24 protein-coding genes, 2 tRNA genes and 1 pseudogene are annotated in these 26,061 nt (G+C 60.5%); 14 read left to right on the top strand and 13 right to left on the bottom strand.

Features of this window, described 5'->3' with window-relative positions; genetic code table 11:
* The 5 genes and pseudogenes from J3350_RS08000 to J3350_RS08020 all read left to right on the top strand — a co-directional run.
* A pseudogene (locus J3350_RS08000) lies at positions 1-243 on the top strand (PH domain-containing protein); the annotation flags it as partial.
* Positions 240-896 (top strand): HAD family hydrolase, encoded by a 657-nt coding sequence (locus tag J3350_RS08005; RefSeq protein ID WP_118553888.1) that lies wholly within the window; start codon positions 240-242, stop codon positions 894-896. The pseudogene J3350_RS08000 and the gene J3350_RS08005, both read left to right, overlap by 4 nt.
* Positions 897-1,004: 108 nt before the next feature.
* A complete protein-coding gene (locus J3350_RS08010) occupies positions 1,005-1,673 on the top strand; it encodes a hydrolase (RefSeq protein ID WP_097791288.1) in 669 nt (222 codons plus the stop codon).
* A 171-nt stretch (positions 1,674-1,844) separates the two neighbouring features.
* Positions 1,845-1,921: transfer RNA gene (locus J3350_RS08015), tRNA-Met, on the top strand.
* Between the two features lie 91 nt (positions 1,922-2,012).
* Positions 2,013-2,084 (top strand) — tRNA-Glu (locus J3350_RS08020).
* Between the two features lie 279 nt (positions 2,085-2,363).
* On the opposite strand, the gene serS is transcribed toward J3350_RS08020, so the two are convergent.
* The 12 genes from serS to rpmH form a co-directional block, all read right to left on the bottom strand.
* Positions 2,364-3,695, bottom strand: a complete 1,332-nt coding sequence (gene serS, locus J3350_RS08025) for a serine--tRNA ligase (protein ID WP_097791287.1) — start codon at positions 3,693-3,695, stop codon at positions 2,364-2,366.
* 76 nt (positions 3,696-3,771) lie between these two features.
* Entirely contained in the window at positions 3,772-4,647 is an 876-nt protein-coding gene (locus J3350_RS08030; RefSeq protein ID WP_207686267.1) for a ParB/RepB/Spo0J family partition protein, read from the bottom strand.
* Positions 4,648-4,651: 4 nt separating this feature from the next.
* Entirely contained in the window at positions 4,652-5,503 is an 852-nt protein-coding gene (locus tag J3350_RS08035) for a ParA family protein (protein WP_207686268.1), read from the bottom strand.
* 275 nt (positions 5,504-5,778) lie between these two features.
* A complete protein-coding gene (locus tag J3350_RS08040; protein ID WP_207686269.1) occupies positions 5,779-6,573 on the bottom strand; it encodes a ParB/RepB/Spo0J family partition protein in 795 nt (264 codons plus the stop codon).
* Between the two features lie 157 nt (positions 6,574-6,730).
* Complete coding sequence (gene rsmG / locus J3350_RS08045) at positions 6,731-7,438, bottom strand: 16S rRNA (guanine(527)-N(7))-methyltransferase RsmG (protein WP_118553893.1); 708 nt, start codon at positions 7,436-7,438, stop codon at positions 6,731-6,733.
* 118 nt (positions 7,439-7,556) lie between these two features.
* The gene (gene mnmG, locus J3350_RS08050; RefSeq protein ID WP_207686270.1) at positions 7,557-9,434 is read right to left on the bottom strand and encodes a tRNA uridine-5-carboxymethylaminomethyl(34) synthesis enzyme MnmG; all 1,878 of its coding nucleotides are present in this window, start codon (positions 9,432-9,434) and stop codon (positions 7,557-7,559) included.
* 2 nt (positions 9,435-9,436) lie between these two features.
* Positions 9,437-10,807: a tRNA uridine-5-carboxymethylaminomethyl(34) synthesis GTPase MnmE gene (gene mnmE / locus J3350_RS08055; protein ID WP_207686271.1), complete on the bottom strand. Its 1,371-nt coding sequence runs from the start codon at positions 10,805-10,807 to the stop codon at positions 9,437-9,439.
* Between the two features lie 158 nt (positions 10,808-10,965).
* Entirely contained in the window at positions 10,966-12,108 is a 1,143-nt protein-coding gene (jag, locus tag J3350_RS08060; RefSeq protein ID WP_207686272.1) for an RNA-binding cell elongation regulator Jag/EloR, read from the bottom strand.
* Positions 12,109-12,113: 5 nt separating this feature from the next.
* Positions 12,114-13,196, bottom strand: a complete 1,083-nt coding sequence (locus J3350_RS08065) for a YidC/Oxa1 family membrane protein insertase (RefSeq protein WP_207686273.1) — start codon at positions 13,194-13,196, stop codon at positions 12,114-12,116.
* A 140-nt stretch (positions 13,197-13,336) separates the two neighbouring features.
* On the bottom strand, positions 13,337-13,642 hold the full coding sequence (gene yidD / locus J3350_RS08070) for a membrane protein insertion efficiency factor YidD (RefSeq protein ID WP_207686274.1): 306 nt from the start codon (positions 13,640-13,642) through the stop codon (positions 13,337-13,339).
* Positions 13,639-14,040: a ribonuclease P protein component gene (gene rnpA, locus J3350_RS08075; RefSeq protein WP_097791277.1), complete on the bottom strand. Its 402-nt coding sequence runs from the start codon at positions 14,038-14,040 to the stop codon at positions 13,639-13,641. The genes yidD and rnpA overlap by 4 nt, the downstream gene beginning before the upstream one ends.
* 241 nt (positions 14,041-14,281) lie before the next feature.
* Positions 14,282-14,416 carry a 50S ribosomal protein L34 gene (rpmH, locus tag J3350_RS08080; protein WP_005924258.1) on the bottom strand — a complete coding sequence of 45 codons (135 nt, stop codon included), beginning with the start codon at positions 14,414-14,416 and terminating at the stop codon, positions 14,282-14,284.
* A 378-nt stretch (positions 14,417-14,794) separates the two neighbouring features.
* Here rpmH and dnaA point away from each other — a divergent pair, with 378 nt between their 5' ends.
* Positions 14,795-16,117, top strand: a complete 1,323-nt coding sequence (dnaA, locus tag J3350_RS08085) for a chromosomal replication initiator protein DnaA (RefSeq protein WP_005929139.1) — start codon at positions 14,795-14,797, stop codon at positions 16,115-16,117.
* Positions 16,118-16,338: 221 nt separating this feature from the next.
* Here dnaA and J3350_RS14080 read toward each other — a convergent pair whose 3' ends face one another.
* Positions 16,339-16,470, bottom strand: a complete 132-nt coding sequence (locus tag J3350_RS14080) for a hypothetical protein (protein ID WP_255535672.1) — start codon at positions 16,468-16,470, stop codon at positions 16,339-16,341.
* A 49-nt stretch (positions 16,471-16,519) separates the two neighbouring features.
* Here J3350_RS14080 and dnaN point away from each other — a divergent pair, with 49 nt between their 5' ends.
* The 8 genes from dnaN to J3350_RS08125 all read left to right on the top strand — a co-directional run bounded on the left by dnaN (position 16,520) and on the right by J3350_RS08125 (position 26,030).
* Positions 16,520-17,626 (top strand): DNA polymerase III subunit beta, encoded by a 1,107-nt coding sequence (dnaN, locus tag J3350_RS08090; protein ID WP_097791276.1) that lies wholly within the window; start codon positions 16,520-16,522, stop codon positions 17,624-17,626.
* A gap of 10 nt (positions 17,627-17,636) precedes the next feature.
* Positions 17,637-17,852, top strand: a complete 216-nt coding sequence (locus J3350_RS08095) for an RNA-binding S4 domain-containing protein (RefSeq protein ID WP_097791275.1) — start codon at positions 17,637-17,639, stop codon at positions 17,850-17,852.
* Between the two features lie 3 nt (positions 17,853-17,855).
* Entirely contained in the window at positions 17,856-18,977 is a 1,122-nt protein-coding gene (locus J3350_RS08100; RefSeq protein ID WP_207686275.1) for a DNA replication/repair protein RecF, read from the top strand.
* Between the two features lie 45 nt (positions 18,978-19,022).
* The gene (gene remB, locus J3350_RS08105; RefSeq protein WP_118553900.1) at positions 19,023-19,274 is read left to right on the top strand and encodes an extracellular matrix regulator RemB; all 252 of its coding nucleotides are present in this window, start codon (positions 19,023-19,025) and stop codon (positions 19,272-19,274) included.
* A gap of 144 nt (positions 19,275-19,418) precedes the next feature.
* Positions 19,419-21,413: a DNA topoisomerase (ATP-hydrolyzing) subunit B gene (gene gyrB / locus J3350_RS08110; RefSeq protein ID WP_097791272.1), complete on the top strand. Its 1,995-nt coding sequence runs from the start codon at positions 19,419-19,421 to the stop codon at positions 21,411-21,413.
* Positions 21,414-21,568: 155 nt separating this feature from the next.
* On the top strand, positions 21,569-24,142 hold the full coding sequence (gene gyrA, locus J3350_RS08115) for a DNA gyrase subunit A (RefSeq protein WP_097791271.1): 2,574 nt from the start codon (positions 21,569-21,571) through the stop codon (positions 24,140-24,142).
* Positions 24,143-24,508: 366 nt separating this feature from the next.
* On the top strand, positions 24,509-25,090 hold the full coding sequence (locus tag J3350_RS08120) for a manganese efflux pump MntP family protein (RefSeq protein ID WP_207686276.1): 582 nt from the start codon (positions 24,509-24,511) through the stop codon (positions 25,088-25,090).
* A 340-nt stretch (positions 25,091-25,430) separates the two neighbouring features.
* Positions 25,431-26,030 (top strand): hypothetical protein, encoded by a 600-nt coding sequence (locus J3350_RS08125; RefSeq protein WP_207686277.1) that lies wholly within the window; start codon positions 25,431-25,433, stop codon positions 26,028-26,030.
* Positions 26,031-26,061: the final 31 nt, after the last annotated feature.

A 26,061-nucleotide genomic window follows, 5' to 3' on the forward strand; every position in this document is an offset into this window, starting at 1 on the left:
GGGGTCTGGCTGCGGGAGGGGCGTCTGACCCTGCGGCGGCAGCGGGGCATCTATCTGCACAGCATCTGCGTCTTCCATCCGGACATCTGCCTGACGGCCCGGCAGTCGCCCTGGGCCGTCAATGCAGACCGCACCAATCTGACCGTCGCCTTCCCCGGTTTTGTCCGGCTGACGGTGCGCAGCATCCCGTGGCGGGACGCACAGAAATGTTTTGAATTTTTGGAAAGAAGTCGAATCTTATGATAAAAACGATCCTTTTTGATCTGGACGGCACCCTTCTGAACACCATCGACGACCTGGCCGATGCAGGCAACTGGGTCTGCGCTCAGCACGGCTGGCCCACCTTTACGGTGGAGCAGTTCAAGCACATGGTAGGAAACGGCATCCCGAAGCTGGTGGAGCGCTTTTCGCCCGCCGATGCCCGGTCGCCCGAACGGCTGGCCGCGACGCTGGCCGAGTTCACGGCCCGGTACGATGCCCACAAGGAAGACAAGACGGCTCCCTATCCCGGCATCCCGGAGCTTCTGGACGCCCTGAAGGCCGAAGGCATCCAAACCGCCGTCTTTTCCAACAAGGCAGACCCGCTCTGCGGGAAGATCATCGCACACTACTTCGGCACCGGTCGGTTCGAGCTTGTCCGGGGCAACCGCCCGAATGTGCCCACCAAGCCCGACCCCACCGGCGTCTATGCCCTGATGCAGGACCTCGGTGCAGAGGCTGCCAGCACCCTTTTCGTGGGCGACAGCGATGTGGATATCCTGACCGGCCACAACGCCGGTCTGCCCGCCATGGGCGCGCTCTGGGGCTTCCGGGGCGAAGCGGAGCTTACCGCAGCCGGAGCCGACGCTTTGGCCGCCGTGCCGATGGACATTCTGGAATTTGCCCGGAGAGGGTGATCTTTGTTTTCATAAAGTTTACGGGCAGTTCATTGCATTCCGGGGCCTTCTTTCTTATAATTTGATTCAAATTTGAATCACACTGGAATCATCTGGAGGTATCCCCCTATGGCAGCTGAAAAGAAAGCATCCCCCAACGTCGAGAGCCGCCTGCGCCACAACATCCTGAAAATGCCGCAGGAGGTCTATCAGGCCAGCGGCATCGTCATCAACGGGCGGCGGCTGAAGAGCTTCGTCTTCACCACCGACCTCGCCATCATCCGCAACTGCGATGCCGACGCCGTCTTCGCCGTCTATCCGTTCACGCCTCAACAGGCCATCAGTGACGCCATCATCAAGGCCTCTTACATCCCGGTGTTCTGCGGCGTGGGCGGCGGCACCACCCACGGTGTGCGCACCCTGAACCTGGCCCGCGACGTCGAGAGCCAGGGTGCCATGGGCGTCGTGCTCAACTCCCCCATTTCCGACCTGAATCTGCTGGCGGTCTCGCGGGTGGTGGACATCCCGGTCATCATCACCGTGACCAAAGCGGACACCGACATCCGTGCCCGCCTCGATTCCGGTGCATCCATCCTGAATGTGGCGTGCAGCACCGACACGCCCCGCATCGTGAAGAAGATCCGCGATGCGTTTCCGGATGTCCCCATCATCGCCAGCGGCGGCAAGACCGGCGAGAGCATCTCGGCCACCATCGCCGCCGGTGCCAACGCCATCACCTACACTCCGCCGTCCCCGGCCATCCTGTTCAAAGAGATGATGGAAAAGTACCGGGAGTGACGACACGGAAAACGCCCCATGTTCGAGCGGCTGCGGCAGTGCAGCCGCTCGTTTTTTCGGGCTGTACCGGAGATCTGAAAAAAATTTGATTTTTTTCAGAAATAATTGTTGACAAACAGGCGAGTTCTGGATATAATAATAAAGCACCGTTCAAGTGCGCAAACAAAATATGGCGGCATAGCTCAGTTGGCTAGAGCATTCGGTTCATACCCGAAGTGTCACCGGTTCAAATCCAGTTGCCGCTACCAAGTTACAGAGTTTCGCTAAGATAAGGGGGACGGTCGTCCGCAATAGTGGATGATGAATGTCGGAGGTTTTAGCGAAGCTCTGTATTTATAAGGCCCGTTGGTCAAGCGGTTAAGACACGGCCCTTTCACGGCTGTAACATGGGTTCGATTCCCGTACGGGTCATAAAAGCGTTCAAGCAAAGGCTTGAACGCTTTTATTTTTTGCCCGCACGGGAATCGAACCGGGCGGCGGTGCAAAGCACCGTAAGCAATCAGCCCTGTAGGCTGTTGCTTAGCCCGCGGGTCCCAGCGTACCAGGAATGTCTACGAGGCGAGACTGCCGTGAAGAAATCGTCCCCCATCAACAACAAACACCCCGCTCGATCGTCTGCGTCAGCAAACGGTAAAGCGGGGTGTTTTCAACATCTTATTGCATTGCTGTGGAAAGCTGTGTGGTCCGCTCTCAGCCCTTCTTGTGGGTTGGGACCATGACCTCCAGGCCGCCCATGTAGGGCTGCAGGACCTTGGGGATGGTGACCGAGCCGTCGGCCTGCAGGTGGTTCTCCAGGAAGGCGATCAGCATACGCGGAGGTGCCACGCAGGTGTTGTTCAGCGTGTGGGCCAGATAGGTCTTGCCGTCCTTACCCTTGACGCGGATGTGCAGGCGGCGGGCCTGTGCATCGCCCAGGTTGGAGCAGGAGCAGACCTCGAAGTACTTCTGCTGGCGGGGGCTCCAGGCCTCGATATCGCAGCTCTTGACCTTCAGGTCTGCCAGGTCGCCGGAGCAGCAGTTCAGCTGACGGACGGGGATCTCCATGTTGCGGAACAGCTCCACAGAGTTCTTCCACAGCTTCTCATACCAGTCGGCGCTCTCTTCGGGGCGGCAGACGACGATCATCTCCTGCTTCTCGAACTGGTGGATGCGGTAGATGCCGCGCTCCTCGATGCCGTGGGCGCCCTTCTCCTTGCGGAAGCAGGGGCTGTAAGAGGTCAGGGTCAGGGGCAGCGTTGCCTCGTCGAGGGTCTGGTCGATGAAGCGGCCGATCATGGTGTGCTCGCTGGTGCCGATCAGGTACAGGTCCTCACCCTCGATCTTGTACATCATGGCGTCCATCTCCGGGAAGGACATCACGCCCTGCACCACGTTGCCGTGCATCATGAAGGGCGGGATGACATAGGTGAAGCCCTTGTCGATCATGAAGTCACGCGCATAGGCCAGAACGGCCTCGTGCAGGCGGGCGATGTTGCCCAGCAGATAGTAGAAGCCATTGCCGGCCACGCGGCCTGCAGCGTCCATATCAATGCCGTCGAAGCTCTCCATGATCTCGGTGTGGTACGGGATGGGGAAATCAGGCACGACGGGTTCGCCGAAGCGCTGTGCCTCGACGTTGTAGGTGTCATCGGGGCCGATGGGCACGCTGGGGTCGATCATCTGAGGGATGGAGTACATGATCTCCTGGATGCGGGCGGCGAGCGTTGCCTCCTCGGCTTCCAGCTCTGCCATCTTGTCTGCGTCGGCCTTGACGGCGGCGTTGTTGGCGTCGATCTGCTTTTGCAGCTCAGCCTTCTGTGCCTCGTCGGTGCACTTCTTCAGCTGGCCGAACAGCGGGCCGTTGGCCTTGCTCAGCTTGTTGCGGGCAGCCTTGAGGGATTCGACCTCCTTCAGGCACTCACGGTACTTGGCGTCCTTCTCAACGACCTCGTCCACGAGGGGGAGCTTGGCGTCCTGGAACTTCTTCTTGATGTTTTCCTTGACCGCGTCCGGATTCTCACGGACAAATTTGATATCAAGCATGATTTACTCTCCTTACTCTATTTCATTCGCGCGGGGGCGCATCGTCCCCGTGCCGTTCAAAGGCGGGAGCCCGCCCTCAATCGCATGATTGTTGATACTGGCCCAGCAGATTTGCAAAGGCCCGGAGCTGATCGTCCGAATAGAAATGCACCGTCAGCCTGCCCTTGCCGCCATGGTATGCAACGTTGACTTCGCTGCCCAGCACTTCTTTCAGGCTCTCCTCTACCTCCACCGGCAACGTGTCGATGGGGGCCGGTTCGGCGGGGCCTTTGGCGGGCCGTGCCAGCTTTTTGCAGAGCACTTCGGCCTGCCGGACGTTCAGTTCATGGTCGGCGATCATCTGCGCGGCCTGCTCCTGCAGCTCCGGCGTGGGCAGGCCCAGGATGACCTTGGCGTGGCCGGTGTTGAGGAAGCCGCTCTTGAGCAGCTCCAGCACGTTTTCCGGCAGGTTCAGCAGGCGCAGGCTGTTGGCCAGCGCACTGCGGCTCTTGCCCAGCTTCCGGGCGGCCTGCTCCTGGGTCAGGTCGCAGCGGGTCATCAGCTCACGGATGCCCATGGCCTCTTCCACCGGGTCCAGGTCTTCGCGCTGCAGGTTCTCCACCAGCGCGATCTCCATGGCCTGCTCGTCGGTGACGTCCTTCACGACGACCGGCGCTTCGGTCAGGCCCGCCATCCGGCAGGCCCGCCAGCGGCGCTCGCCTGCCACGATGAGGTAGCCGCCGGACACCTTGGGCCGTACCGCGATGGGCTGGATGAGGCCGTGTTCAGCGATGCTGGAAGCCAGCTCGGCCAGTGTCTCGTCATCAAAGGTCTTGCGGGGCTGGTCGGGGTCAGGCTCGATCTCCCGCAGCGGCAGGGTCTCGATCTTTGCATTGTCGGGCTCAAAGCTGGGCGAAACGTCCTCGAACAGACTTTCCAGCCCTCGGCCGAGGCCCCCTCTTTTCTTTGCCATCTCCTTATACTTCCCCCTGCTTTACTTCTTCCAGCGCATTTTTCGGTTCGGCGGGTGCACTGCTGCCCTTGCCGCGCCGTTTGGCAGGCTCGTGCGGGCGGTTGTTCTTCACGAACTCAATGGCGAGGTCCATGTAGGCCTCGCTGCCCTTGCCCTTCGGCTCATAGAAATTGATGGGCTGGCCGTAGCTGGGCGCCTCCGAAATACGGATGGTGCGCGGGATGGTGGTCTTGTAGACCTTGGCCCCGAAGTACTTTTTGACCTGCTCCACGACCTGCATGGTCAGGTTCAGGCGGCCGGAGAACATCGTGAAGACCACGCCCTCAATGTCCAGATAGGGGTTGTACTTTTTGCGGATGGTCTTCAGGGTGCTGATGAGCTCAGACAGACCTTCCAGCGCATAATACTCGCACTGGATCGGGATCAGCACACTGTCGCAGGCGCACAGGCCGTTCAGCGTCAGCAGGTCCAGGCTGGGCGGGCAATCGATGAAGATGAAGTCATAGTCCTTCTGCACCTCGGCCAGCGCCTTGCGCAGGCGGCTCTCGCGGCCGGGCAGGTCGATCATTTCCAGGCTCGCGCCCGCCAGCCGGGTGTTGGAGCCGATGACGTCGGTGCGGAACTCGGTGTTCCGGATGGCCTGCCGGGCGCTCGCCTCGCCGATGAGCATCTCATACGTCCCCAGCTCGACGCTCCGCTTGGGGATGCCGTAGCCGGTGGTGGTGTTGCCCTGCGGGTCCAGATCCACGATGAGTACCTTTTTGCCCAGCGCCGCAACACAGGACGACAGATTGACGGCCGTGGTCGTTTTGCCCACGCCGCCTTTTTGGTTTGCAACTGCAACTATTTTTGCCACGCGCGTTTTCTTCCTCTCAGGAAAACTTTTTGTTCCACATGGAACATTCGAGGTCGGGCCGCCGTTTTCCCGTCTGCGGGCCCCTTTGTTCTTTAGTATAGCACATCAGCGCGGCTTTTTGAACCCGATTCTTTATAATTTTACGCGAAAACGGCCCCGCGTTCGCAGATTTTGCTTCCCCCGTTCGATTTTTTCAAATTCTTTCGCTTCCCGGCGCGTTTTTGATGTTGTTTTTTCGGCTCCGGATGTTCCACATGGAACATTTCTGCCCTCCCCTATTTCTGGGCCGCAGCAGTTGGGATGCGGACGGTGTACTCAATGTAGCCGTCCCGCTCCTCACGGTGGGCGGTGGCGGGTACGCCGTTGTCGGTCATCAGGCGGATGGCGTGGTCGATGGTGTTCACAAAGATGCGCACATCCTTGACCATCGAAATGCGGTGCTTGCCCTGCGACGTCTCGTTCAGCAGCTGGTCGATGTAAAGGTCGGTCGTGCGGGCGTTCATCTTCCGCTTGGCGATCATGATGAGGGCTTCGCTGCGGCGGTTCTCCGGCAGGCGGAGGACGGCCCGCGCGTGGCGCTCGGTCAGGCCGTTGTCCAGAATGAACTGCCGCTGGTCCCCTGTCAGCTGCAAAAGGCGGAGTTTGTTGGCCAGAGTCGGCTGTGCCATCCCCAGCCGTTTCGCTGCTTCGGCCTGCGTGCAGTCCCACAGGACCATCACATCCCGCAGGCCCTGCGCCTGCTCAAATGGGTTCAGGTCTGCCCGCTGCAAATTTTCGAGCAGGCCAAGCGCGGCGGTGCGCTGGTCGGTGAAGTTGCAGACGATGGATGGGATGGTCCCCATCTTCGCCAGCTTGCAGGCGCGGAGCCGCCGCTCCCCCGCAACCAGTTCATAGCCGCTGTCGGTCTTCCGCACCGTGATGGGCTGCAACAGACCGTTTTCCCGGATGCTCTGGGCCAGCCCCGCAAGCTCCTGCTCATCGAAGGTCGTGCGCGCCTGATACGGCGAGGGATGGATGTCTTCCACCGGGAGCTGCACGATTTTTCCAGCGGATCTTCTACGTTCAAACATAAGAATACCCCTTTCACCAAAGTATGCGCTCGTTTTCAACAATTTCTCAGGAAAAGGTGGAAAACAAGCCTCGTTCCATCCCCAGTGTACCAGAAAACAAAACACCCTGCCAGAAGTTTCGTTCGGCAGGGTGCTTCAATTTTATTTCGATATTTCGTTATTTCAGCGGCGATTTTGCGATTTTTCCACCATTTCTGGGGTACGCTGTCGGAGTTTGCGAAATCTTTTTGCAGAGGATGAGGGTGCGGGTGTCGCCGCCGGGCAGATGCAGGGTGCGGGTCTCCTGATACGCGCCGCCCAGCTTCCGGATGGCGCCGCGGGCTGCCGCGAGTTCCTCCTCACCGGAAGCGCCCTTCATTGCCAGAAAGCTGCCGCCGACCTTGACCAGCGGCAGGCAGTATTCGGCCAGCATCGGCAGAGCCGCCACCGCGCGGGCCGAAGCAAGGTCGAACTGTTCCCGCCAGCTCTTGCGGGCTGCTTCCTCAGCGCGTTCCTTGGCGAACTCCACCCCGGTCAGGCCCAGCTGGCCGCAGGCATATTTCAAAAACTCCACCCGCTTGCCGGTCGGCTCCATCAGGGTCAGTTCCAGTTCCGGTTTGTAGATCTTGGTCACGATGCCGGGGAAACCTGCCCCTGCGCCGACGTCCACCATCTTCCCTGCCACTTCCGGCTGCGCGGCAAAGAGCAGGCTGTCGAGGAAGTGCTTGTCCTCGATGCCCTCCGGGTCGGTGATAGCGGTCAGGTTGACCTTCTGGTTATACTCCACCAAAATCTCTGCAAAAGCGTCCAGCTGGTCGAGCTGGGTCCCGGTCAGCGCAATGTTCCACGTGGAACACTTTTCTTCCAGTCTGTTTTTGTCGATCATCGTTTGTTCCTTTTCGTTTCAGGTGTTTTGCGTGTTCGGACGGGTCATTCCCCGGTGAGCTTTACGTAGGTCGGCGCATGGTGGCCTCTCCTTTTAGGAGAGGCCCTGGCATTCTCTCTCAATCTTTCCGGGGGCCTGCGGCCAGCGCGATGCTGAGCTGCGCCACATCCGAGGGCGACACGCCGGGGATGCGCCCCGCCTGCCCCAGATTCTTCGGGCGGATGCGCGCCAGCTTCTCGCGGGCTTCCAGCGTCAGGCCGGTCAGGGCCTCATAGGCGAAACCCTCCGGAATGAGCGTCTTTTCATGGCGGGCCACGTCGCGGATCATCCGATCCTGCCGGGCAATGTAGCCCGCATACTTGATCTCCGTCTCCAGCCGCTCGGCCAGCATGGGGGTGATCTCCTCCCCCCAGCCGATGACGCCCGCGAGGAGCGGATAGGAGATCTCCGGGCGGCGCAGCAGCTCTTCGGCGATGCCGCCCTCCGCTGCCGGGGCCAGACCCGCCGCTTCCATCGCGGCCCGCAGGTCGGCGGTGCGCAGATGCGTTTCGTGCAGGCGGCGGCGCTCTACGTTCAGAATGGCCTGTGTGTGCTGGTATCTGGCCCAGCGGTCATCCTGCACCAACCCATAGTCCCGGCCGATGGGGGTCAGGCGCTGGTCGGCGTTGTCCTGCCGCAGGGTCAGCCGGTATTCGCTGCGGCTGGTCATCATGCGGTAAGGGTCCATGACGCCCTTGGTCACAAGGTCATCCACCAGCGTACCGAGGTAGCTCGTATGACGCGGCAGAATGAGCTGTTCTTTGCCCAGTGCATTGCGGGCGGCGTTCAGGCCGGCCAGCAGCCCCTGCGCAGCCGCTTCCTCGTAGCCGGAGGTGCCATTGAACTGCCCCGCACCGTACAGACCGCGAACGTTCTTGCTCTCCAGCGTTGCTTCCAGACTGGTGGGGTCCACACAGTCGTATTCGATGGCGTAGGCCGGACGCATGATCTCGATGTTCTCAAACCCTTTGATGCTCCGGTAGAAGGCATTCTGCACATCTTCCGGCAGGCTGCTGGAAGCACCCTGTAAATACATCTCCTCGGTGTTCTCGCCGCAGGGCTCCACAAAGATGGGGTGGCGGTCCTTCCCTGCAAAGCGGACGACCTTATCCTCGATGGAGGGGCAGTAGCGCGGGCCGACGCCCTCGATCATGCCGCCGTAGAGCGGGCTGCGCTGGATGTTGTCCAGAATGATCCGGTGCGTCTCCGGGTTGGTGTAGGCGATCCAGCATTCCACCTTGTTGTGCATAGGCGCATCGGTCAGAAAGCTGAAGGGCTGCAGCTCATGGTCCGGGTCGCCGGGCTGGCATTCCAGCTGGGAGAAGTCGATGCTGCGCCGGTGGACACGGGCCGGGGTGCCGGTCTTGAACCGGCGCAGCGGCAGGCCCGCCGCCTTCAGGCTCTCGGTCAGGGCATTGGCGGCGTGCATCCCGTCCGGGCCGGAGGCATACCACGCATCACCCACAAAGATCTTGCCGCCGAGGTTGGTGCCCGTGGCGATGACCACGCATTTGGCCCCATACTCGCCGTTCAGCTGGGTCACAACCCCCTTCACATGGCCGTCCTCCACCTCGATGGAGACGACCTCCGCCTGATGGATGGCCAGACCCGGCGTCAATTCCAGTGCATGTTTCATATATTCGTGGTAGCGCTTGCGGTCGGTCTGGACGCGCAGCGCATGGACCGCCGGGCCTTTGCCCTTGTTCAGCATCCGGCTCTGCAGATAGGTGGCGTCCGCCGCCAGGCCCATCACGCCGCCAAGGGCGTCCAATTCACGTACCAGCGTTCCTTTTGCAGTTCCACCAATGCTGGGATTGCAGGGCATATTGCCGATGGCATCCAGGCTCATGGTGAACACCGCCGTCTTCGCGCCCAGCGTCGCAGCCGCATGGGCCGCTTCAATGCCCGCATGGCCTGCGCCGATCACAATGACGTCATAATCTCCTAAATGGTTCATTTTTACTTTCCCACACAAAATCGTTCAAATACTTCGTTGATGACCGCTTCCGACGCATTTTCGCCGGTCAGGTCACACAGGGCATCCAGGGCATCGTCCACGCAGACCGATACGGCATCCAGCCCGAACCCGCCCGCTGCGGCCTCCAGCGCACCGGCGACCGCTTCCCGCGCACGGGTGGCGGCGGCAAGCTGCCGCTGCCCCGAAAGGCTGGCAGCGTGGGGGTCGATCTGGTTCGTACCCAGCAGCCGCGCCACCGCCGAGGCGATGAGCTTCCGTGCCCCCTCCTCCTGGCAGCAGACCGGCAGCACCATCGCGAAATAGGACGCGATGACCTCCGCGTCGAACCGGGTCGGCTTGTCCTCCTTGTTGATGAGGGCAATGGCCGGGCGGCCCTCACACTTCCGGGCCAGCGCAAGATCCTCCCGCGTCAGCGGCTCCGAGCCGTCGAAGACGGCCAGCACCAGCCCGGCCTCGTCCAGCTTCTTCCAGCTGCGGCGGATGCCCTCGGCCTCGATGACGTCTTCGGTATCCCGCAGTCCGGCGGTGTCGAAGAGGTTCAGCCGGATGTCGCCCAGCCGGACGGCCTGTTCCACCACGTCGCGGGTCGTGCCCGCCACCGGGGTCACGATGGCCCGGTCGAACCCGGCCAGCAGATTCAGCAGGGTGGATTTTCCCGCATTGGGTCGGCCCACGATGGCGCAGTCCACGCCTTCGCGCAGAACGGCCCCGGCATCGTAGTTCCGGATGAGGACATCCAGTTCGTCCTTCACGCTGCCCAGCACGGCTTGCAGATGGGTCTCGTCCAGCTCCGGCACATCTTCCTCCGGGAAATCCACCCACGCGGCCAGATGGGCCTGCAAGCTGGTCAGGGCCTCTTTTTCGGCGGCGATCTTTCTGGCCAGCGCCCCGCCCAGCGAAGCATTGGCCAGCGCGGCCCCCTGTCTGCCATCCGCAGACACCAGATCCATGACGGCCTCGGCCTGGGTCAGGCTGAGTTTGCCGTTCAGAAAGGCGCGGCGGGTGTACTCGCCCGGCGCAGCAGGCGCAGCCCCGGCCTCGATGCAGCTTTCCACCAGCCTCCGGGCCACAGCGCTGCCGCCGTGGCAGCTCAGCTCCACCACGTCCTCGCCGGTGTAGCTGTGGGGTGCCCGGAAAAAGAGGGCGACCCCCTCATCGAAGGCGTCCTCCCCTTCCAGAAACGTTCCGAACAGGGCGGTGTAGCCCTTGGCCCCGGCCACGGTCCGATCCGGGTTCGCGGGGCGGAACACCCGCGCCGCCACGGCGTAGCTCTCCGGCCCCGAAAGGCGCACCACGGCAATGCCGCCTGCCCCCGGTGCTGTTGCAATGGCTGCAATGGTCGAATCCTGCATCTGTGTCCCCTCCCGCTGGTTTGAATCAAAATTTATTGTACCACGAACCGACGAAAAAGGGAAGTTTTTCTTCGCAGGCGGCCTGTGTGCAAAACAAAAGCTGCCCCTTCCCGGCAGTTTTCCACCAGAAAGGGGCAGCATGGTTCAAAACTCAGCGATCAGATCTCGATCTTGCCGAAGCTGAAATCGGCGAAATCATCCACGCGCTCGGTGCGCTTGGGTGCTACGGGTGCTGCATCCTCCGCGTCGCGGGGCGCATAGGTGCGCTCCGGCACACTGGAGCCGCGGCCGCTGCGGCTGCCTGCCGGGCGGGGTCCGCTGCGGTAGCCGCCGCGATTGCTGCCATTGCGGTCGCCGTTCCGGTTCCCGCGATAGCCGCCATTCCGGTTCCCACCATTCCGGCGGCCGTTGCCGCGCGGGCGGCGCTCGCCGTAGGTGTTGTCGGTCTGGGCATCGGGTGCGGTAGAGTAGATGACCACACGGCGGTCACGGCCTTCGCCCTTGCTCTCGCTGCGGACGCCCTCCATCTTGCCGATGGCAGAGTGGATGATGCGGCGCTCGTAGGGGTTCATCGGCTCCATGGCAAAGCTGCGGCCGGTCTTGCGGACCTTGGCACCGATGCGCTGCGCCAGAGCGGTCAGGTCGCTCTCGCGCTTGTCGCGGTAACCGGCCACATCCAGACCCAGCTTGATGTAATCGCCTTCCAGACGGTTGGCCACCAGGCTTGCCAGATAGGACAGGCTCTCCATGGTCTCGCCGCGGCGGCCGATGAGGGCACCCAGCTTCTCGCCATCCAGACGGATGATGGTGGCTTCGCCCTTCTGCACAGCGCTGAAGGTCACGTCATTGACGCCCATCCGGGTGATGACTTCCTGCAGGTATTCCACAGCGGCCTTGACCTTGCTGTTCTCTTCGATGTTGATGGGCACTTCCACCTCTTCGGCTTCCTCTGCGGGAGCAGCCTCTGCGACCGGTGCGGCCTCCTCCGCCTTTGGTTCCTCGGCCGGAGCAGCTTCCTCTGCCGCGGGTGCGGCGGGCGCTTCCACCTTCTCCTCCACGGGAGCAGCTGCCGGTGCCTCTGCGGCGGCGGGTGCCTCCGGAGCCTTGGGTGCATCGGGTTCTTCCACGCTGACCCGCACCTTGGCGGGGGTCAGCTTCAGGCCCAGGAATCCCGTCTTCTGCGGCATTTCCAGCACTTCGTAGCTCACATTCATATCCTCAGCCTGCACACCCAGCAGGGCGCAGGCCTTTGCGCGGGCTTCATCAACCGTCTTGCCGGTTGCTTCCTGAGTACGGATCATAACCGTTATTCCTCCTCTTTCTTGTTCAGCTCACTCAGCGGAACGGTGCGCTCGTCCTTGTAGCGCTCTGCGTCCAGCTGGCGGGCATACTCCAAGCGGCGCTTGTTCATCTCGCTGGCGGAGATGTTCTTCTCGACCGTCTTGCCGGTCTTCTCGTCGGTGACCTTGATGGTGGTGCTCTTCACACCGCGCTTCTGCTCCTTTTTGCGGGCTGCCATCTCCGCCAGAACTTCAGCCTTCACCTTTTCGGGGTCGTAGATCTTCTTCATGATGATGCTCTGCACGGTCATGAGGATATTGGAGACGACATAGTACAGGGAGAATGCACAGGGGACTGTGAAGCAGAAGAACAGATACATCAGCGGCATCATATACATGGTCAGCTTCATGCTGCCCTGCATCTGCTGGCCGGAGGCCTTCATGCTGATGTGGGTGGAAATGAACATGGTCACGATGGCCAGGACGGGGAAGATCAGCAGGGGCAGGTTCTCTGCGGCCAGGCTGTACTGGGGCACACGGGTCAGGTCGATGCCGAAGAAATCCATGTGCTGGCCGAACTCGGTGATGGTGCTGACCTGATCCGGGGTGAAGCAGCTGGTGACGGTGCTCTCGCCCGCGATGACCTGCGCAATGATGTTGGTGTCGCGGGTCACGGTAGTGAAGCTGATGCCAAGGGTCGTCAGGGCCTCACCGGCAGCGGTCAGAGCATCGGCACCGATGTGGAAGATGCGCTGCAGCGGGCGGTACACGACCTCGATGACGCCGAACATGACCAGGAAGTTGACCAGCATGGGCATACAGCCTGCGGTGGGCTTGTAGCCCTGCTCCTGCAGCTTCATCAGCTCTTCCTGCTGCTTGTCGGGCTTGTCGCGGTACTTCTTCTGGATGTCGGCGACCAGAGGCTGGTAGGCGGACATCCGGGCCATGCTCTTCTGCTGGTTGATCTGCAGCGGGATCTTGACGAGCGTGATCAGCAGGGTGAACAGGATGATGTCCCAGCCATAGTTCGGGATCAGCTTGTAGATCCACTCCATTACATAGCCGAGAGGCCAGCCGAGGATGTATAAAGGATTCATATCTTCGTCCATTCTGCCCCGCCTGTGGCGCGGGACGATAAATTTTTTATGAGAAGGACACACCGCCCACAGTTCGGTGCGTCACAAGAAGCAGATTTCTCCGTCTTGCTTTGCCCGCCAGGCCGTGCTGGCTGAAAAAGTGCGACGGTTTTTCAGGAGCGATGGCTCCGTCTGGCCCGGAAGAGCCGTGCGGCCGAGAGCTTCCGCTCCGGGCTGACCCACCTTCCCTTCGGGGGGACGGGGTCGTACCCCCAGCGGCCCAGCGGATTGCACCGGGCGATGCGGGCCGCGCCCAGCAGCAGCCCTTTCAGGCATCCATGGGTCTGGATGGCCTCCAGCGTGTACTGGCTGCACGAGGGCGAAAAGCGGCAGCTGCGCCCAAGGCCGGGGCTGATGAAGCGCTGGTAAAATCGGATGGGCGCGCAGAGCGCGTTCCGGCATCCCTGCGAAAAGCTCATTCCTGCGGGGCCGGCTTCTGAGCCGGCGGAACGGTGGCCGGGGGCTTGGCTCCCGGCTGTTTGGCCTTGTCCGGCAGACCGGCCTGTGCAAAGAGTTTGGCCACCACTTCGCTGAGCTGCCAGCTCTTGAGGTGCGGGGTGATGCCCCGCGCCACAAACACGAGGTCGTAGCCGCCGATGTTGTAGTCCAGATGCTCGTCGATGGCCGCCTTCATCACGCGGCGGGCGCGGTTGCGCTGCACGGCATGGCCGATCTTTTTGGTGGCCGTCAGGCCCACGCGGGTCTTTTTGCCGCGGGTCTTGAGGACGTACAGCACCAGCGCCGGGTTCACATAGGACTTGCCGCGGGCATACACGCGGCCATATTCGCTGTTGCGGCGGATGGGACGATAGCGCACTCCTTCGGCGCCTCCTTTTCTGGTAAAATCGGGTACTCTGCCCAAAAGGCAAAGTTCAAAATCAGTATAGCAAAAAAACGCCGACATGAAAAGCCTGTCCGGACGTTTTTTGTGCCAAATCTTCGGAATATTTTTTAGTCAAACCGCGCGAAAATAAAAAAGAAGACCGCCAATTCGATATCAGCGGCCTTTTGTGCGCATGTTCAATTCTGCGCCGGACCCATTGCTCAACGCAGCTGGATCAGACGGTCAGGCTCTTGCGGCCCTTTGCACGGCGAGCATTGATGACCTTGCGGCCGTTCTTGGTGCTCATGCGGGTCAGAAAGCCATGAACTTCCTTGCGCTGACGCTTCTTGGGCTGAAAAGTTCTCTTCATGGTTGTATCCTCCGTAAAAACTCGTCCCCGGTGATGGGGTCTATTCTGGTCCCAAAATGGGGACAGGCTTGCAATTCAACAGTATATCGCACACTATCCCCTTCTGTCAAGCATTTTTTTCGCTTTCCAGCAAACTTTTTTCAAAACCGGGTGTGAAAAATCTTTCAACTTTTTCACCCATTCCCCGTGGAAAACTTTTCTTCCACCATATCTTGTGGCTGATTTGGGTGTTGAACACAAGCCTTGCAGACGGACGCAGGTGCGTCTTTTCTTATGTATTATAAATTACATTATAGAATGTAGACGCAGGGAGATTTTTGTGGTATACTAACCTGGTATCAGCAGCATTGTTGAAAACTTCAATGGAGTGGATGTTTTATGGATTCTTTCAAGGACGTTTTAGAGGCCGCGCAGGCGTACTGCAAAACGCAGATGGCCGAGCCGACCTATAATCTCTATATCGATGGCCTGGAGCCCATCAGCTTCGAGGACTCAAGCCACATCACCCTTTCGGTGCGGAACGACTTCATCTGCAAGATCGTGACGGACCGCTACCTCGGCCTGCTCAAGGAAGCCTTCAAGACCGTGCTGGGCTTTGATGTGGACATCACCCTCGTGGTGCCCAGCACCCCGCCGCACGAGGTCGTGCTGGCGCAGCAGTACGAGGCGAACCCCGCTTCCCCGCAGGGCAACTACGAGTTCACCTTCGAAAACTTCATCAAGGGCCCGTCCAACCAGTTTGCGTTTGCTGCTGCGCAGGCGGTCGCGGCCAACCCTTCCGGCGCCTACAACCCGCTGTTCATCTACGGCGGCTCCGGTCTGGGCAAGACCCATCTGCTGACGGCCATCCAGACCGAGATCAAGCGCACCCACCCCGATTTCGTCATCATGTACGTGACCTGTGAGCAGTTCACCAACGAGCTGATCGCCGCCATCCGCGCGGGCAGCACCGAGGACTTCCGGATGAAGTACCGCGTGGCCGACCTGCTGCTGGTGGACGATATCCAGTTCATTGCCGGCAAGGAGTCCACCCAGGAAGAGTTCTTCCACACCTTCAACTCCCTGCACGACGCCCACAAGCAGATCGTCATTGCATCCGACCGCCCGGCCAAGGAGATCAAGAGTCTGGAAGAGCGCCTGCGCACCCGCTTTGAGTGGGGTCTGACCGCCGATGTCCAGCCGCCGGATTTCGAGACCCGCGTGGCCATCGTCAAGCGCAAGGCCGAGCTGCTCCACCTTGACCTGCCCGAAGATGTGGCAGAGTTCATCGCCAACCACCTGAAGAACAACATCCGCCAGCTGGAAGGCGCAGTGAAAAAACTCAACGCCTACTACATGCTGGAGGGCATCCAGCCCGTCATCAGCGTGGCGCAGAATGCCATCAAGGACATCCTGAACGAGACCCAGCCGGTGCCCGTGACCATCGAGAAGATCGTGGGCGAGGTGTCCCGCACCTTCAACGTCTCCCCCGCCGACATCCGCGGTACCAAGCGGAACGCCAACGTCGCCTCCGCCCGCCGCGTCGCCATCTACATCCTGCGCGAAGTCACCGGCATGAGCATGGAGGAGATCGGCCGCGAGTTCTCCGGCCGGGACCATTCCACCATCGTCTACTCCCTCAAGACCATGGAGCGGGACATGAAGAACGACCAGCACCTGCGTGAGACGGTCAGCGACATCATCAAAAACGTCAAGGCGTAAACCCGAAGAACGCCGCAAAAAGTCATACTATTTCAGGTGGCAAACCACCAAATATGGGAGAAAAAGGGGCATTCCGGGGAAAACTGGAACAAGATGTTGTGGCAAAGGGGCGGATCTTTCCACTCTTTCCACAGAGTTTTCAACATTTAACACCCACAATCCACATTGGATGTGGAAAGAAACCGCCGACCACACGATTCAACACTTCTTCCACGACGCATTCACAACCCCGTGGAAAACCCCTGCCCCGCATGAAACCAGACACTTTCCGACTTTTCAACATCTTCCCCACCCCCTACTACGGTTACTACAACAAGTTCAATATACAGAAGACGGTTTTGCAGCCATTCCATACGGAAGACTTCCTGAACAAACGAATCCAAAATAAGGAGAGACGATAGATTGAACATCATCTGCGATAAGACCCTGCTGAGCGCAGCCATCGACGGCGTTTCCAAAGCCGTCACCCTCCGCTCCACCATCCCCGTGCTCGAAGGCATCCTGCTGAAAGCCGAAGGTTTTCAACTGACTTTGACCGGCTACGACCTCGAAATGGGCATCGTGACCACCATCGAAGCCAATGTCAAGGAACCCGGCGAGATCGTGCTGAATGCCAAGCTGCTCAGCAGCATGGTCAGCCGGATGCCCTCCGGTCAGATCACGATTCAGTCTGCCGAAAACGGCAAGACCACCATCCAGAGCGGCGTGGCCCAGTTTGAGATCCAGTCCATGTCGGCCACCGATTTCCCGGAGCTGCCCAACACCGGCGCCGAGGAGACCCTGAACATCCCGACCGGCGTGCTGCGCGATATGATCGACCGCACCCTCTATGCCGTCAGTCAGGATGAGAAAAAACCTGCGCACACCGGTGAATTATTTGAGATCCTGCCCGATAAACTGACTGTGGTGGCCCTGGACGGCTACCGTCTGGCCATCGTCGAGCGCCCGGTCAAGGCCGTGAAGGACATCCGGATCATCGTGCCCAGCAAGACCATGAACGAGGTCTCCCACCTGCTGGCCAACGACGACGAGGAAGCCGTCCACATCTGTGCCAACCGCCGGTATGTCGTCTTCATGACTGCCGGTTACACCATCATGAGCCGCCTCATCGAGGGCGAATTCCTCAACTATCACAATGTCATCCCGGACGGCAGCCGCACCCGCGTGACGCTGGACACCAAGGAATTTATCGAGACCATCGAGCGCGCGTCCCTGATTATTACAGAGCGTCTAAAAAATCCCCTCCGCATCAGTTTTACAGAGGGTAAAGTCGTGGTCCGCTGCCAGACCAATCTGGGCCGCGTTGTGGACGAATTCAACGCCAAATGCGAGGGCGACGATGTGGAGATCGGCTTCAACAACCGCTATCTGCTGGATGCGCTGCGGAATGCCCGCACCGAGCAGGTCCGGCTGGAGATCAGCGGCCCGCTGAGCCCGGTCAAGGTCCTGCCCGCCGAGGGAAACGACTTCCTGTACCTCGTCCTGCCCGTCCGTTTCAAGAACGATTGAGAGGCGTAATATGCAAAAAATTCTCATCCATACGGAATTTATCAAGCTGGATGCCCTGCTGAAATATGCGGGCCTGTGCGAGACCGGCGGCGAAGCCAAGGAGCTGGTGCAGAACGGTGCCGTCAAAGTGAACGGCGAAGTCTGCACCATGCGGGGCAAAAAGTGCCGCGCCGGAGATGTCGTCGAACTGGACGGCCAGAGCGTGACCATCGGCCAGGGACAGTAAACCATGCGTCTGCTCTCACTGGAAGTTCAAAATTATCGCAACATCGCCTCGGCCAGCCTGACGCCGGGCCGGGAGCTGACCGTCATCTGCGGCAACAACGGCCAGGGCAAGACCAACCTGCTGGAAGCCATCTGGCTGCTGACCGGCGGAAAGAGCTTCCGGGGCGGCAAGGACGCCGAACTGGTGCGGCGGGGCGAATCCTTCGCCGTGCTGGAAGCGTCCACCCTCCGGGCACAGCAGGAAGAGCAGGAACCGGACACGCCGAACCGCGTCCGGATGACCATCGGGATGCCGGATTCCGCCCGGCCGGGGCGGTACGCCGCCGTGAACGGTGCCCCGCCCAAACGGGCGGCGGCATTGGCGGGCAGTTTCCCGGCCGTCGTCTTTTACCCCGGACATCTGAGCCTTGTCAAAGGTGCCCCGGAGGGCCGCCGGAAATTTCTGGATGCTGCCTTGTGTCAGCTCTACCCCGGTTACCTGACCATCTACCGCCGCTATGTCCGGGCATTGCAGCAGAAAAATGCGCTGCTGCGCCATTCCAGCACCACGCCGGAACGGCCCTACGCTGAAAAGACGGCTCTGCTGGAAGTGCTCAACACCGAGCTTGCCGCGCAGGGCGAGGCCATCCAGCAGCGGCGGCGGGCCTACCTGGAACAGCTGGGCCCTCTCGCCTGCGCCAACTACGCCGAGCTTTCCCACGGCGCGGAGCGGATGGAGCTGCGCTATGCGGCCCAGTTCGAGCCGGGTGGTCTGGCCGCTCTGCTGCGGGCCCGGCAGAACGAGGAACTGCGGGCCGGACAGAGCCTTTGCGGCCCCCACCGGGAGGACCTGGAACTTCTTCTGGACGGTCAGCCCGCCAAAGTGTTCGCCAGCCAGGGACAGCAGCGCAGCGTGGTGTTGAGCCTGAAAATGGCCGAAGCCGCTGCCGCAGCGTCCATCACCGGCGAACACCCGGTGCTCCTGCTGGACGATGTGCTCAGCGAACTGGACGACGGCCGCAAGCAGTATCTGCTGACCCGGATGCGGGAAAAGCAGACCTTCGTCACCAGCTGCGACGATACCGCCTTCCTCAAGACGGACGGCGAGGTCTACCGCATGAACGGCGGGGTGCTGACCAAACTGTAATTGGCACTCTTGCAATCACAGTGCCGAAATTGGAGATAATACGAAATGTATATTCATCTGGGGCGCGACTATGTCCTGAACGACCGGGACGTCATCGGCATCTTCAATCTGGAGACGACCACCATCTCCCCCCGCGGGCGGGAATTTTTGAACTACGCCCAGAAGAACGGCGCGGTGGTCAGCCTTTCGGAAGAACTGCCCCAGTGCTACGTGCTGGCCGATGCACCGGTGGATACCGTGTATCTCTCGGAGCTGTCCAGCACCGCGATGAAAAAAAGAACGGAAGCGCCGTTCTGAACGGCCCGGCTGTGAAAATGAGCCGAAGGCAAAATGAAATCAACGAATCCGGCCTGCCGGAGGCTCCCGCTTTGGGGAGCCGGCTTTGCGATGCAATGCCGGAAAAGCAGGCCATTCAAATCTAACGATAAAGGGAGAAAGGATATGGCAGAGGAAATCATCACCAGCACCAACGCGGAAACCGCAACGGACCACGAGTATAACGCCAGCGAGATCCAGGTCCTGAAGGGCCTGGAGGCTGTGCGCAAGCGCCCCGGCATGTATATCGGCTCAACCGGCGAGCGGGGCCTGCATCATCTGGTCTACGAGATCGTGGACAACGCCATCGACGAGGCTCTGGCCGGTTACTGCGACCACATCGAAGTCAAGATCCTGAAGGACAACATCATCCAGGTCACCGACAACGGCCGCGGCATCCCCGTGGATATCCAGGCGGATACCGGCCTGCCCGCTGTCACCGTCGTCTATACCATCCTCCACGCCGGCGGCAAGTTCGGCGGCGAGAACTCCGGCTACAAGGTGGCTGGCGGCCTGCACGGCGTCGGCGCATCGGTCGTCAACGCCTGCTCCGAGTGGCTGACCGTCAACGTCCGCCGCGACGGCCACGAATATGAGCAGACCTTCCGCCGCGGCGACCCGGACGGCCCCCTGAAGTGCATCGGCACCGTGGAGCCGGGCGTCACCGGCACCCGCGTCACCTTCAAGCCGGACCCGGAGATGTTCAAGGATACCACCGTCTACAACTTTGAGACGCTGGAAAAGCGTCTGCGTGAGGAGAGCTTCCTAAACGCCGGTGTCAAGATCACCCTGACCGATGAGCGTGAGCTGTACACCCCCGTTCTGGAGGACGGCCAGGAGGGCGACCCCTGCTACCGCACCGAGGTCATGTGCTACGAGGGCGGCATCAAGAGCTTCGTCACCTACCTGAACGAGAAGCGGAACCTCGAAGTTCTGCATCCCAACGTCATTTACCTCAAGGGGCAGACCGACCGCGGCATGGCCGAGATCGCATTGCAGTACAACTCCAGTTACAACGAGCTGGTGCTGAGTTTTGCGAACAACGTCAACACCCCGGACGGCGGCACCCACGAAGAGGGCTTCCGCACCAGCCTGACCCGCGTCTTCAACGACTACGGCCGCAGCCACGGCCTGCTGAAGGACAAGGATGAGAACCTGTCCGGCTCCGATGTCCGCGAGGGCCTCATCTGCGTCATCTCGGTCAAATTGCAGGAGGCCGAGTTCGAAGGCCAGACCAAGGCGAAGCTCGGCAACACCGAGATCCGCACCCTCGTCTCCAACATGGTCTACACCAAGCTGATGGAGTTCTTTGAGGAGAACCCCGGCGTGGCCAAGGCCATTTTCGAAAAGGCCACCCAGGCCGCCCGCGCCCGCGCCGCTGCCAAAAAGGCCCGCGAACTGGTCCGCCGCAAGAGCGCGCTGGAGACCAGCCGGATGCCCGGCAAGCTGGCCGACTGCCGCGAGAAAGACCCCTCCCGCACCGAGATCTTCATCGTCGAGGGCGACTCTGCAGGCGGCTCGGCCAAGATGGGCCGGGACTCGGCCATCCAGGCCATCCTTCCCCTCTGGGGCAAGATGCTGAACGTCGAAAAAGCCCGTGCCGACCGCATCTACGGCAACGATAAGCTGATGCCGGTCGTGCTGGCGCTGGGCTGCGGCATCGGCGAGGAATTTGATATCTCCAAGCTGCGGTATGACAAAGTCTTCATCATGGCCGATGCCGATGTCGATGGTTCGCACATCTGCACCCTGATGCTGACCTTCTTCTTCCGCTATATGCGCCCCCTCATCGAGCAGGGCCATGTCTACGTTGCCCAGCCGCCCCTGTTCAAGGTGCAGAAGGGCAGCACCATCAAGTATGCCTACAACGACGCCGAGATGGCCGTGCTCTCGCAGGAAATGCCGGGCGCAAAGGTCAACCGCTATAAGGGCCTTGGTGAGATGAACCCGGAACAGCTCTGGGAGACCACCATGAACCCCGACAACCGCGTCATCGTGCAGATCACCATCGAGGATGCCGAAAAGGCCGATGAAGCCTTCACCATCCTGATGGGCGACCAGGTCGAGCCCCGCCGCCGCTTCATCGAGGCGAATGCACAGTATGCAAAGCTGGATGTCTGATATCCCTCTCAGGCGCTGACGCGCCAGCTCCCCCTAAGGGGGAGCTTATCGGCAAAAGATAAACGTTCCCTTCTCAAGCAAAAAAGCTCGCCCTTTGGGAGAGCTGTCAATGCCGCAGGGCATTGACTGAGAGGGTTGATCCTACGGAGGAAAAAATGGAAGAAGATTTTGTGATGATACCGGGCAGCGGTACCAAAAAGATCATCCGCGACGTCAAGAAAGAGATCGAGACGGCGTTCCTGGACTATTCCATGTCGGTCATCGTGTCCCGTGCGCTGCCCGATGTGCGCGACGGTCTGAAGCCGGTCCACCGCCGCATTCTGTACACCATGCACGAGCGCGGCAACGACCCCAGCCATCCCTACCGCAAGTCGGCGGATACCGTCGGTGCGGTGCTGGGCTCCTACCACCCCCACGGCGACGCATCGGTCTACGATGCCATGGTCCGTCTGGCGCAGGATTTCTCGCTGCGCTATCCGCTGGTGGACGGCCAGGGCAACTTCGGTTCCGTGGATGGCGACCCCCCGGCTGCTTACCGTTACACCGAGGCCCGCATGAGCCGGATGGCCGTCGAGATGCTGACCGATATCGACAAGGATACCATCAACTGGGACCCCAACTTCGATGAGACGAAGAAGGAACCCAGCGTCCTGCCCTGCCGCTTCCCGAACCTGCTGGTCAACGGCAGCCAGGGCATCGCGGTCGGCATGGCCACCAACATCCCGCCCCACAACCTGAGCGAGGTCATCGACGGCTGTGTGGCGTATATCGAAGACCCGGACATCGACCTGCCCGGCCTGATGGAGCATATCAAAGGCCCGGACTTCCCCACCGCCGGCATCATCATGGGCCGCAGCGGCATCCGTGCTGCCTACGCCACCGGCCGCGGCAAGATCACCCTGCGCGGCCGCGCCACCATTGAGGAAAAGAAGAACGGCCGCGCCCAGATCATCGTGACGGAGATCCCGTACATGGTCAATAAGGCGCGCCTCATCGAGAACATCGCAGACCTCGTTAAGGACAAGCGGATCGAGGGCATCAGCGACCTGAACGATGAGACCAACCGCAAGGGAATGCGCATCGTCATCGACGTGCGCAAGGATGCCAACCCCCAGGTCGTCCTGAACCAGCTGTACCAGTACACCCAGCTGCAGGATACCGTGGGCGTCATCATGCTGGCCATCGACCACAAGGTGCCGAAGGTCCTGACCCTGAAGCAGATGATCCAGAAGTACGTCGAGTTCCAGGATGAGGTCGTCCGCCGCCGGACCCAGTATGACCTGAAGAAGGCACGGGAGCGCGCCCACATCCTCGAAGGTCTGAAGAAGGCAACCGACATCGTGGATGAGCTGATCGCCACCATCCGCGCCTGCAAGGGCGGCATGAGCGAGGCAAAGACCGCCATCATGGAGCGCTTCGGCTTTGATGACCCGCAGGCCGACGCCATCGTGAAATTGCAGCTGGGCCGTCTGGCCGGTCTGGAGATCCTGAAGATCGAGGAAGAGCTGGGTGCTTTGCAGGCTAAGATCCGGGATTGGGAGGACATCCTGTCCAACGACGCCCGTGTGCTGGAAATCGTCAAGAATGAGCTGCTGGAGATGAAGAAGCGCTTCGGTGACGAGCGCCGCACCGAGATCGAGACCGTGAACGGCGAAGTGGACATCGAAGACCTCATTGCCGAGGAGCAGTGCGTCTATACCCTGACCGAGGCAGGTTATATCAAGCGCCAGCTCAAGGCCACCTATCAGGCCCAGAAGCGCGGCGGCCGCGGTATTTCCGGCATGACCCGCAAGGAAGAAGACATCGTGCAGGAGATGTTCGTCGGTTCCACCCACGATTATGTCCTGTTCGTCACCGACCGGGGCCGTCTGTTCCGCATCAAGGGCTACACCATCGCCGAGGGCAGCCGCACCAGCAAGGGCACCAACATCGTGAACCTGCTGCAGCTGGCGGAGGGCGAAAAGGTCACGAACATGATCTGCCAGAGCAAGGACGCAGAACAGGAGGGCGGCTTCGTGACGATGGTCACCAAGCAGGGCCTCATCAAGCGCACCCCGCTGGAACAGTACGCCAACATCCGCCGTTCCGGCCTGATCGGCATTGCCCTGAACGAGGGCGATGCGCTGGCCTGGACCCGCCTGACCACCGGCCACGATATGCTCATCGTCGCCACCCGCAACGGCCAGGCCATCCGCTTCAACGAGGAGGATGCCCGCCCGATGGGCCGCAGCGGCCACGGCGTCCGAGCCATCAAGCTGGCCGAGGGCGACGAGGTCGTCGGCGTCTGCATCTGCCGCGAGGGCGCGACTGTCCTGACCGTGACCGAAAACGGCAAGGGCCGCCGCTCCGAAATCGACACCTACCGCATCACGGCCCGCGGCGGCAAGGGCATCCGCAACTACGATGCGTCCAAGGATAAGGTCGCAGCCGTCAAGATCGTCGATGATGTGGACGATATCCTGCTGAGCAGTCAGGAGGGCATCATCATCCGCTTCCATGCCGACTCCATCCCGGTGCAGAGCCGCTATGGCTCCGGCGTCCGCGTCATGCGCCTGGGCGAGAGCGACAAGGTCATGGTCCTGGCCCGTACCGACCACGACGACGAGGCCCAGACCGCAGCCATCGAGGCCGAGGAGGGCGATGAACCCACCGCCGAGCAGCTGGCCGCGATGGAAGCTGCCGACGAGGCTTCGGCTGCGGAGACCCCCGAAGCAGACCCTGAAAACTGAGAGCAAGGCCCAGCCGGTTCCCGTTTGAAAGTGCTTTGTTCTGCTCACGCCGATTTTCACGGCCTGAGAGGAAAAGTTAGTCTGGACTTCGCCCGGAACGTGTGATAAAATAACCAAACAATAACAAATCCCATGGGGGAGTAGCAGGCGCTGTTTGCAGACGGCGCAGCAAGTCAACACAATGGCCGCCGGTCGCGGTCTGGCTTGCTTTCATTTGCGAGACTCATGTGTTTTGGTGCGAGTACCACGCCCAACACATGGAGTCCGGATGTAGAAAATGACCCGGAATCGGACGTGTACGCGCGTCGATTCCGGGTTTTGTTTTTGCCGCACCAGATTCCGGTCAGATTTAGGAGGCATGTTTGTATGGAATGGAATTTCTTGTTTTTCTTCAACAGTGGATTGCTGGGCGTGGGCCTTGCCATGGATGCGTTCTCGGTCTCGATGGCGAACGGCCTGCACGACCCCAAAATGTCCGTCAGGAGGATGTGTATCATCGCAGGCACTTTCGGTGTATTTCAAGCGGTCATGCCCATGACGGGCTGGGTCTGCGTCCACACCATTGTCGAGCTGTTCTCGTCCTTTGAGCTGTTCATCCCATGGATCGCCCTCATCCTGCTGGCGTACATCGGCGGCAAGATGCTGTTGGAGGGCATCAGGGGCGAAGAGACCGAGGAGGCAGTTGAGCTGAGCGCCGGTGCCCTCTTCGTGCAGGGGGTGGCCACCAGCATCGACGCCCTTTCCGTCGGCTTCACCATCTCGGAGTACGACTGGACGATGGCACTGGCGGCATCTGTTATCATCGCCGCAGTCACCTTCGTCCTCTGCATGGCCGGTCTGCACATCGGTAAACAATTCGGCACCAAGCTGGCCGGCAAGGCATCCATTCTGGGCGGCGTCATCCTCATCGGCATCGGTCTGGAGATCTTCCTCACCGGCGTCCTCTGACGGAAACGTTTTCACGGGGCCTTGTATTCGGAAAAAATCTTTCGTACATGCGCCACAGCATGGCCTCCTGCATTTTCGGCACAGTGGCCAAGAAATGCAGGGGGCCTTTGGATGAGCTGCTGTGTTTTTTGCCGGTTCGTGCGCAATTTCTGCGGCTTTGAGAAAACGGCAAAGTTTCTTTACTGAAATTTCGTACAAAGAAACGCAGCCCGGCCGGTTTTTGGCGCAGATTCCGCTTGCAAAACCTCCGGAGATTTGATATGCTCAGGGCAGAGAACAACATTTCCAACAATGGTCGGAAATGTTGCAATACCAGACCATTCATAAGGAGGTACCGAATATGGCAACCAATATGAGCCGCCGCGTTTTTCTGAAGTGTGCAGGTGCTGCTGCACTGGCTGTGACTGCATCCGGCATCTTCGCAGGATGCTCCCCATCGGGCGGGGGATCGAAAGACACCGTGTACGGCGTGGGTGAGTCCACACAGATCAATGGAGTGAACGTAAAGCTGTTGGGCTATCGCCTGGATCCGATTTCGGGCATGGTCGGGAACTATGCAGGAAAAACGTTCATCACCGTGTGCATCGGGCTGGAAAATCAGTCGGAGCAGACGGTCAAGATGGGAAATACCACGGAGACCGAACTGGCCGAGGTGCTGAAGGCAATCTATAAGAACCAGTATGAGACGCTGGGCAAGAGCGATTTCAAGATGACGTCGGACAGCGGCAAGATTGGCCATGCGGAGATCGGTTATCTGACGGACGAGACCGGCCTGAAGAGCTACGGTGTGCGGGATAATCTGAAACCGAAGGAGACGGGCTGCATCAAGATCTATGCGGTCGTTCCGAGCAACTGGGAGCAGATCGGCATCCAGTATACGCCGTACTTTGCCCCGAACGAGACCCGCAGCTTTGTGCTGAACCGCGCCAACAAACTGTAACCATGCCTACGGCCCTTCCCCCAGGGCCAGG

The sequence above is a fragment of the Faecalibacterium sp. Marseille-Q3530 genome (genome assembly GCF_017377625.1).
Lineage (GTDB): Bacteria > Bacillota > Clostridia > Oscillospirales > Ruminococcaceae > Faecalibacterium > Faecalibacterium prausnitzii_E.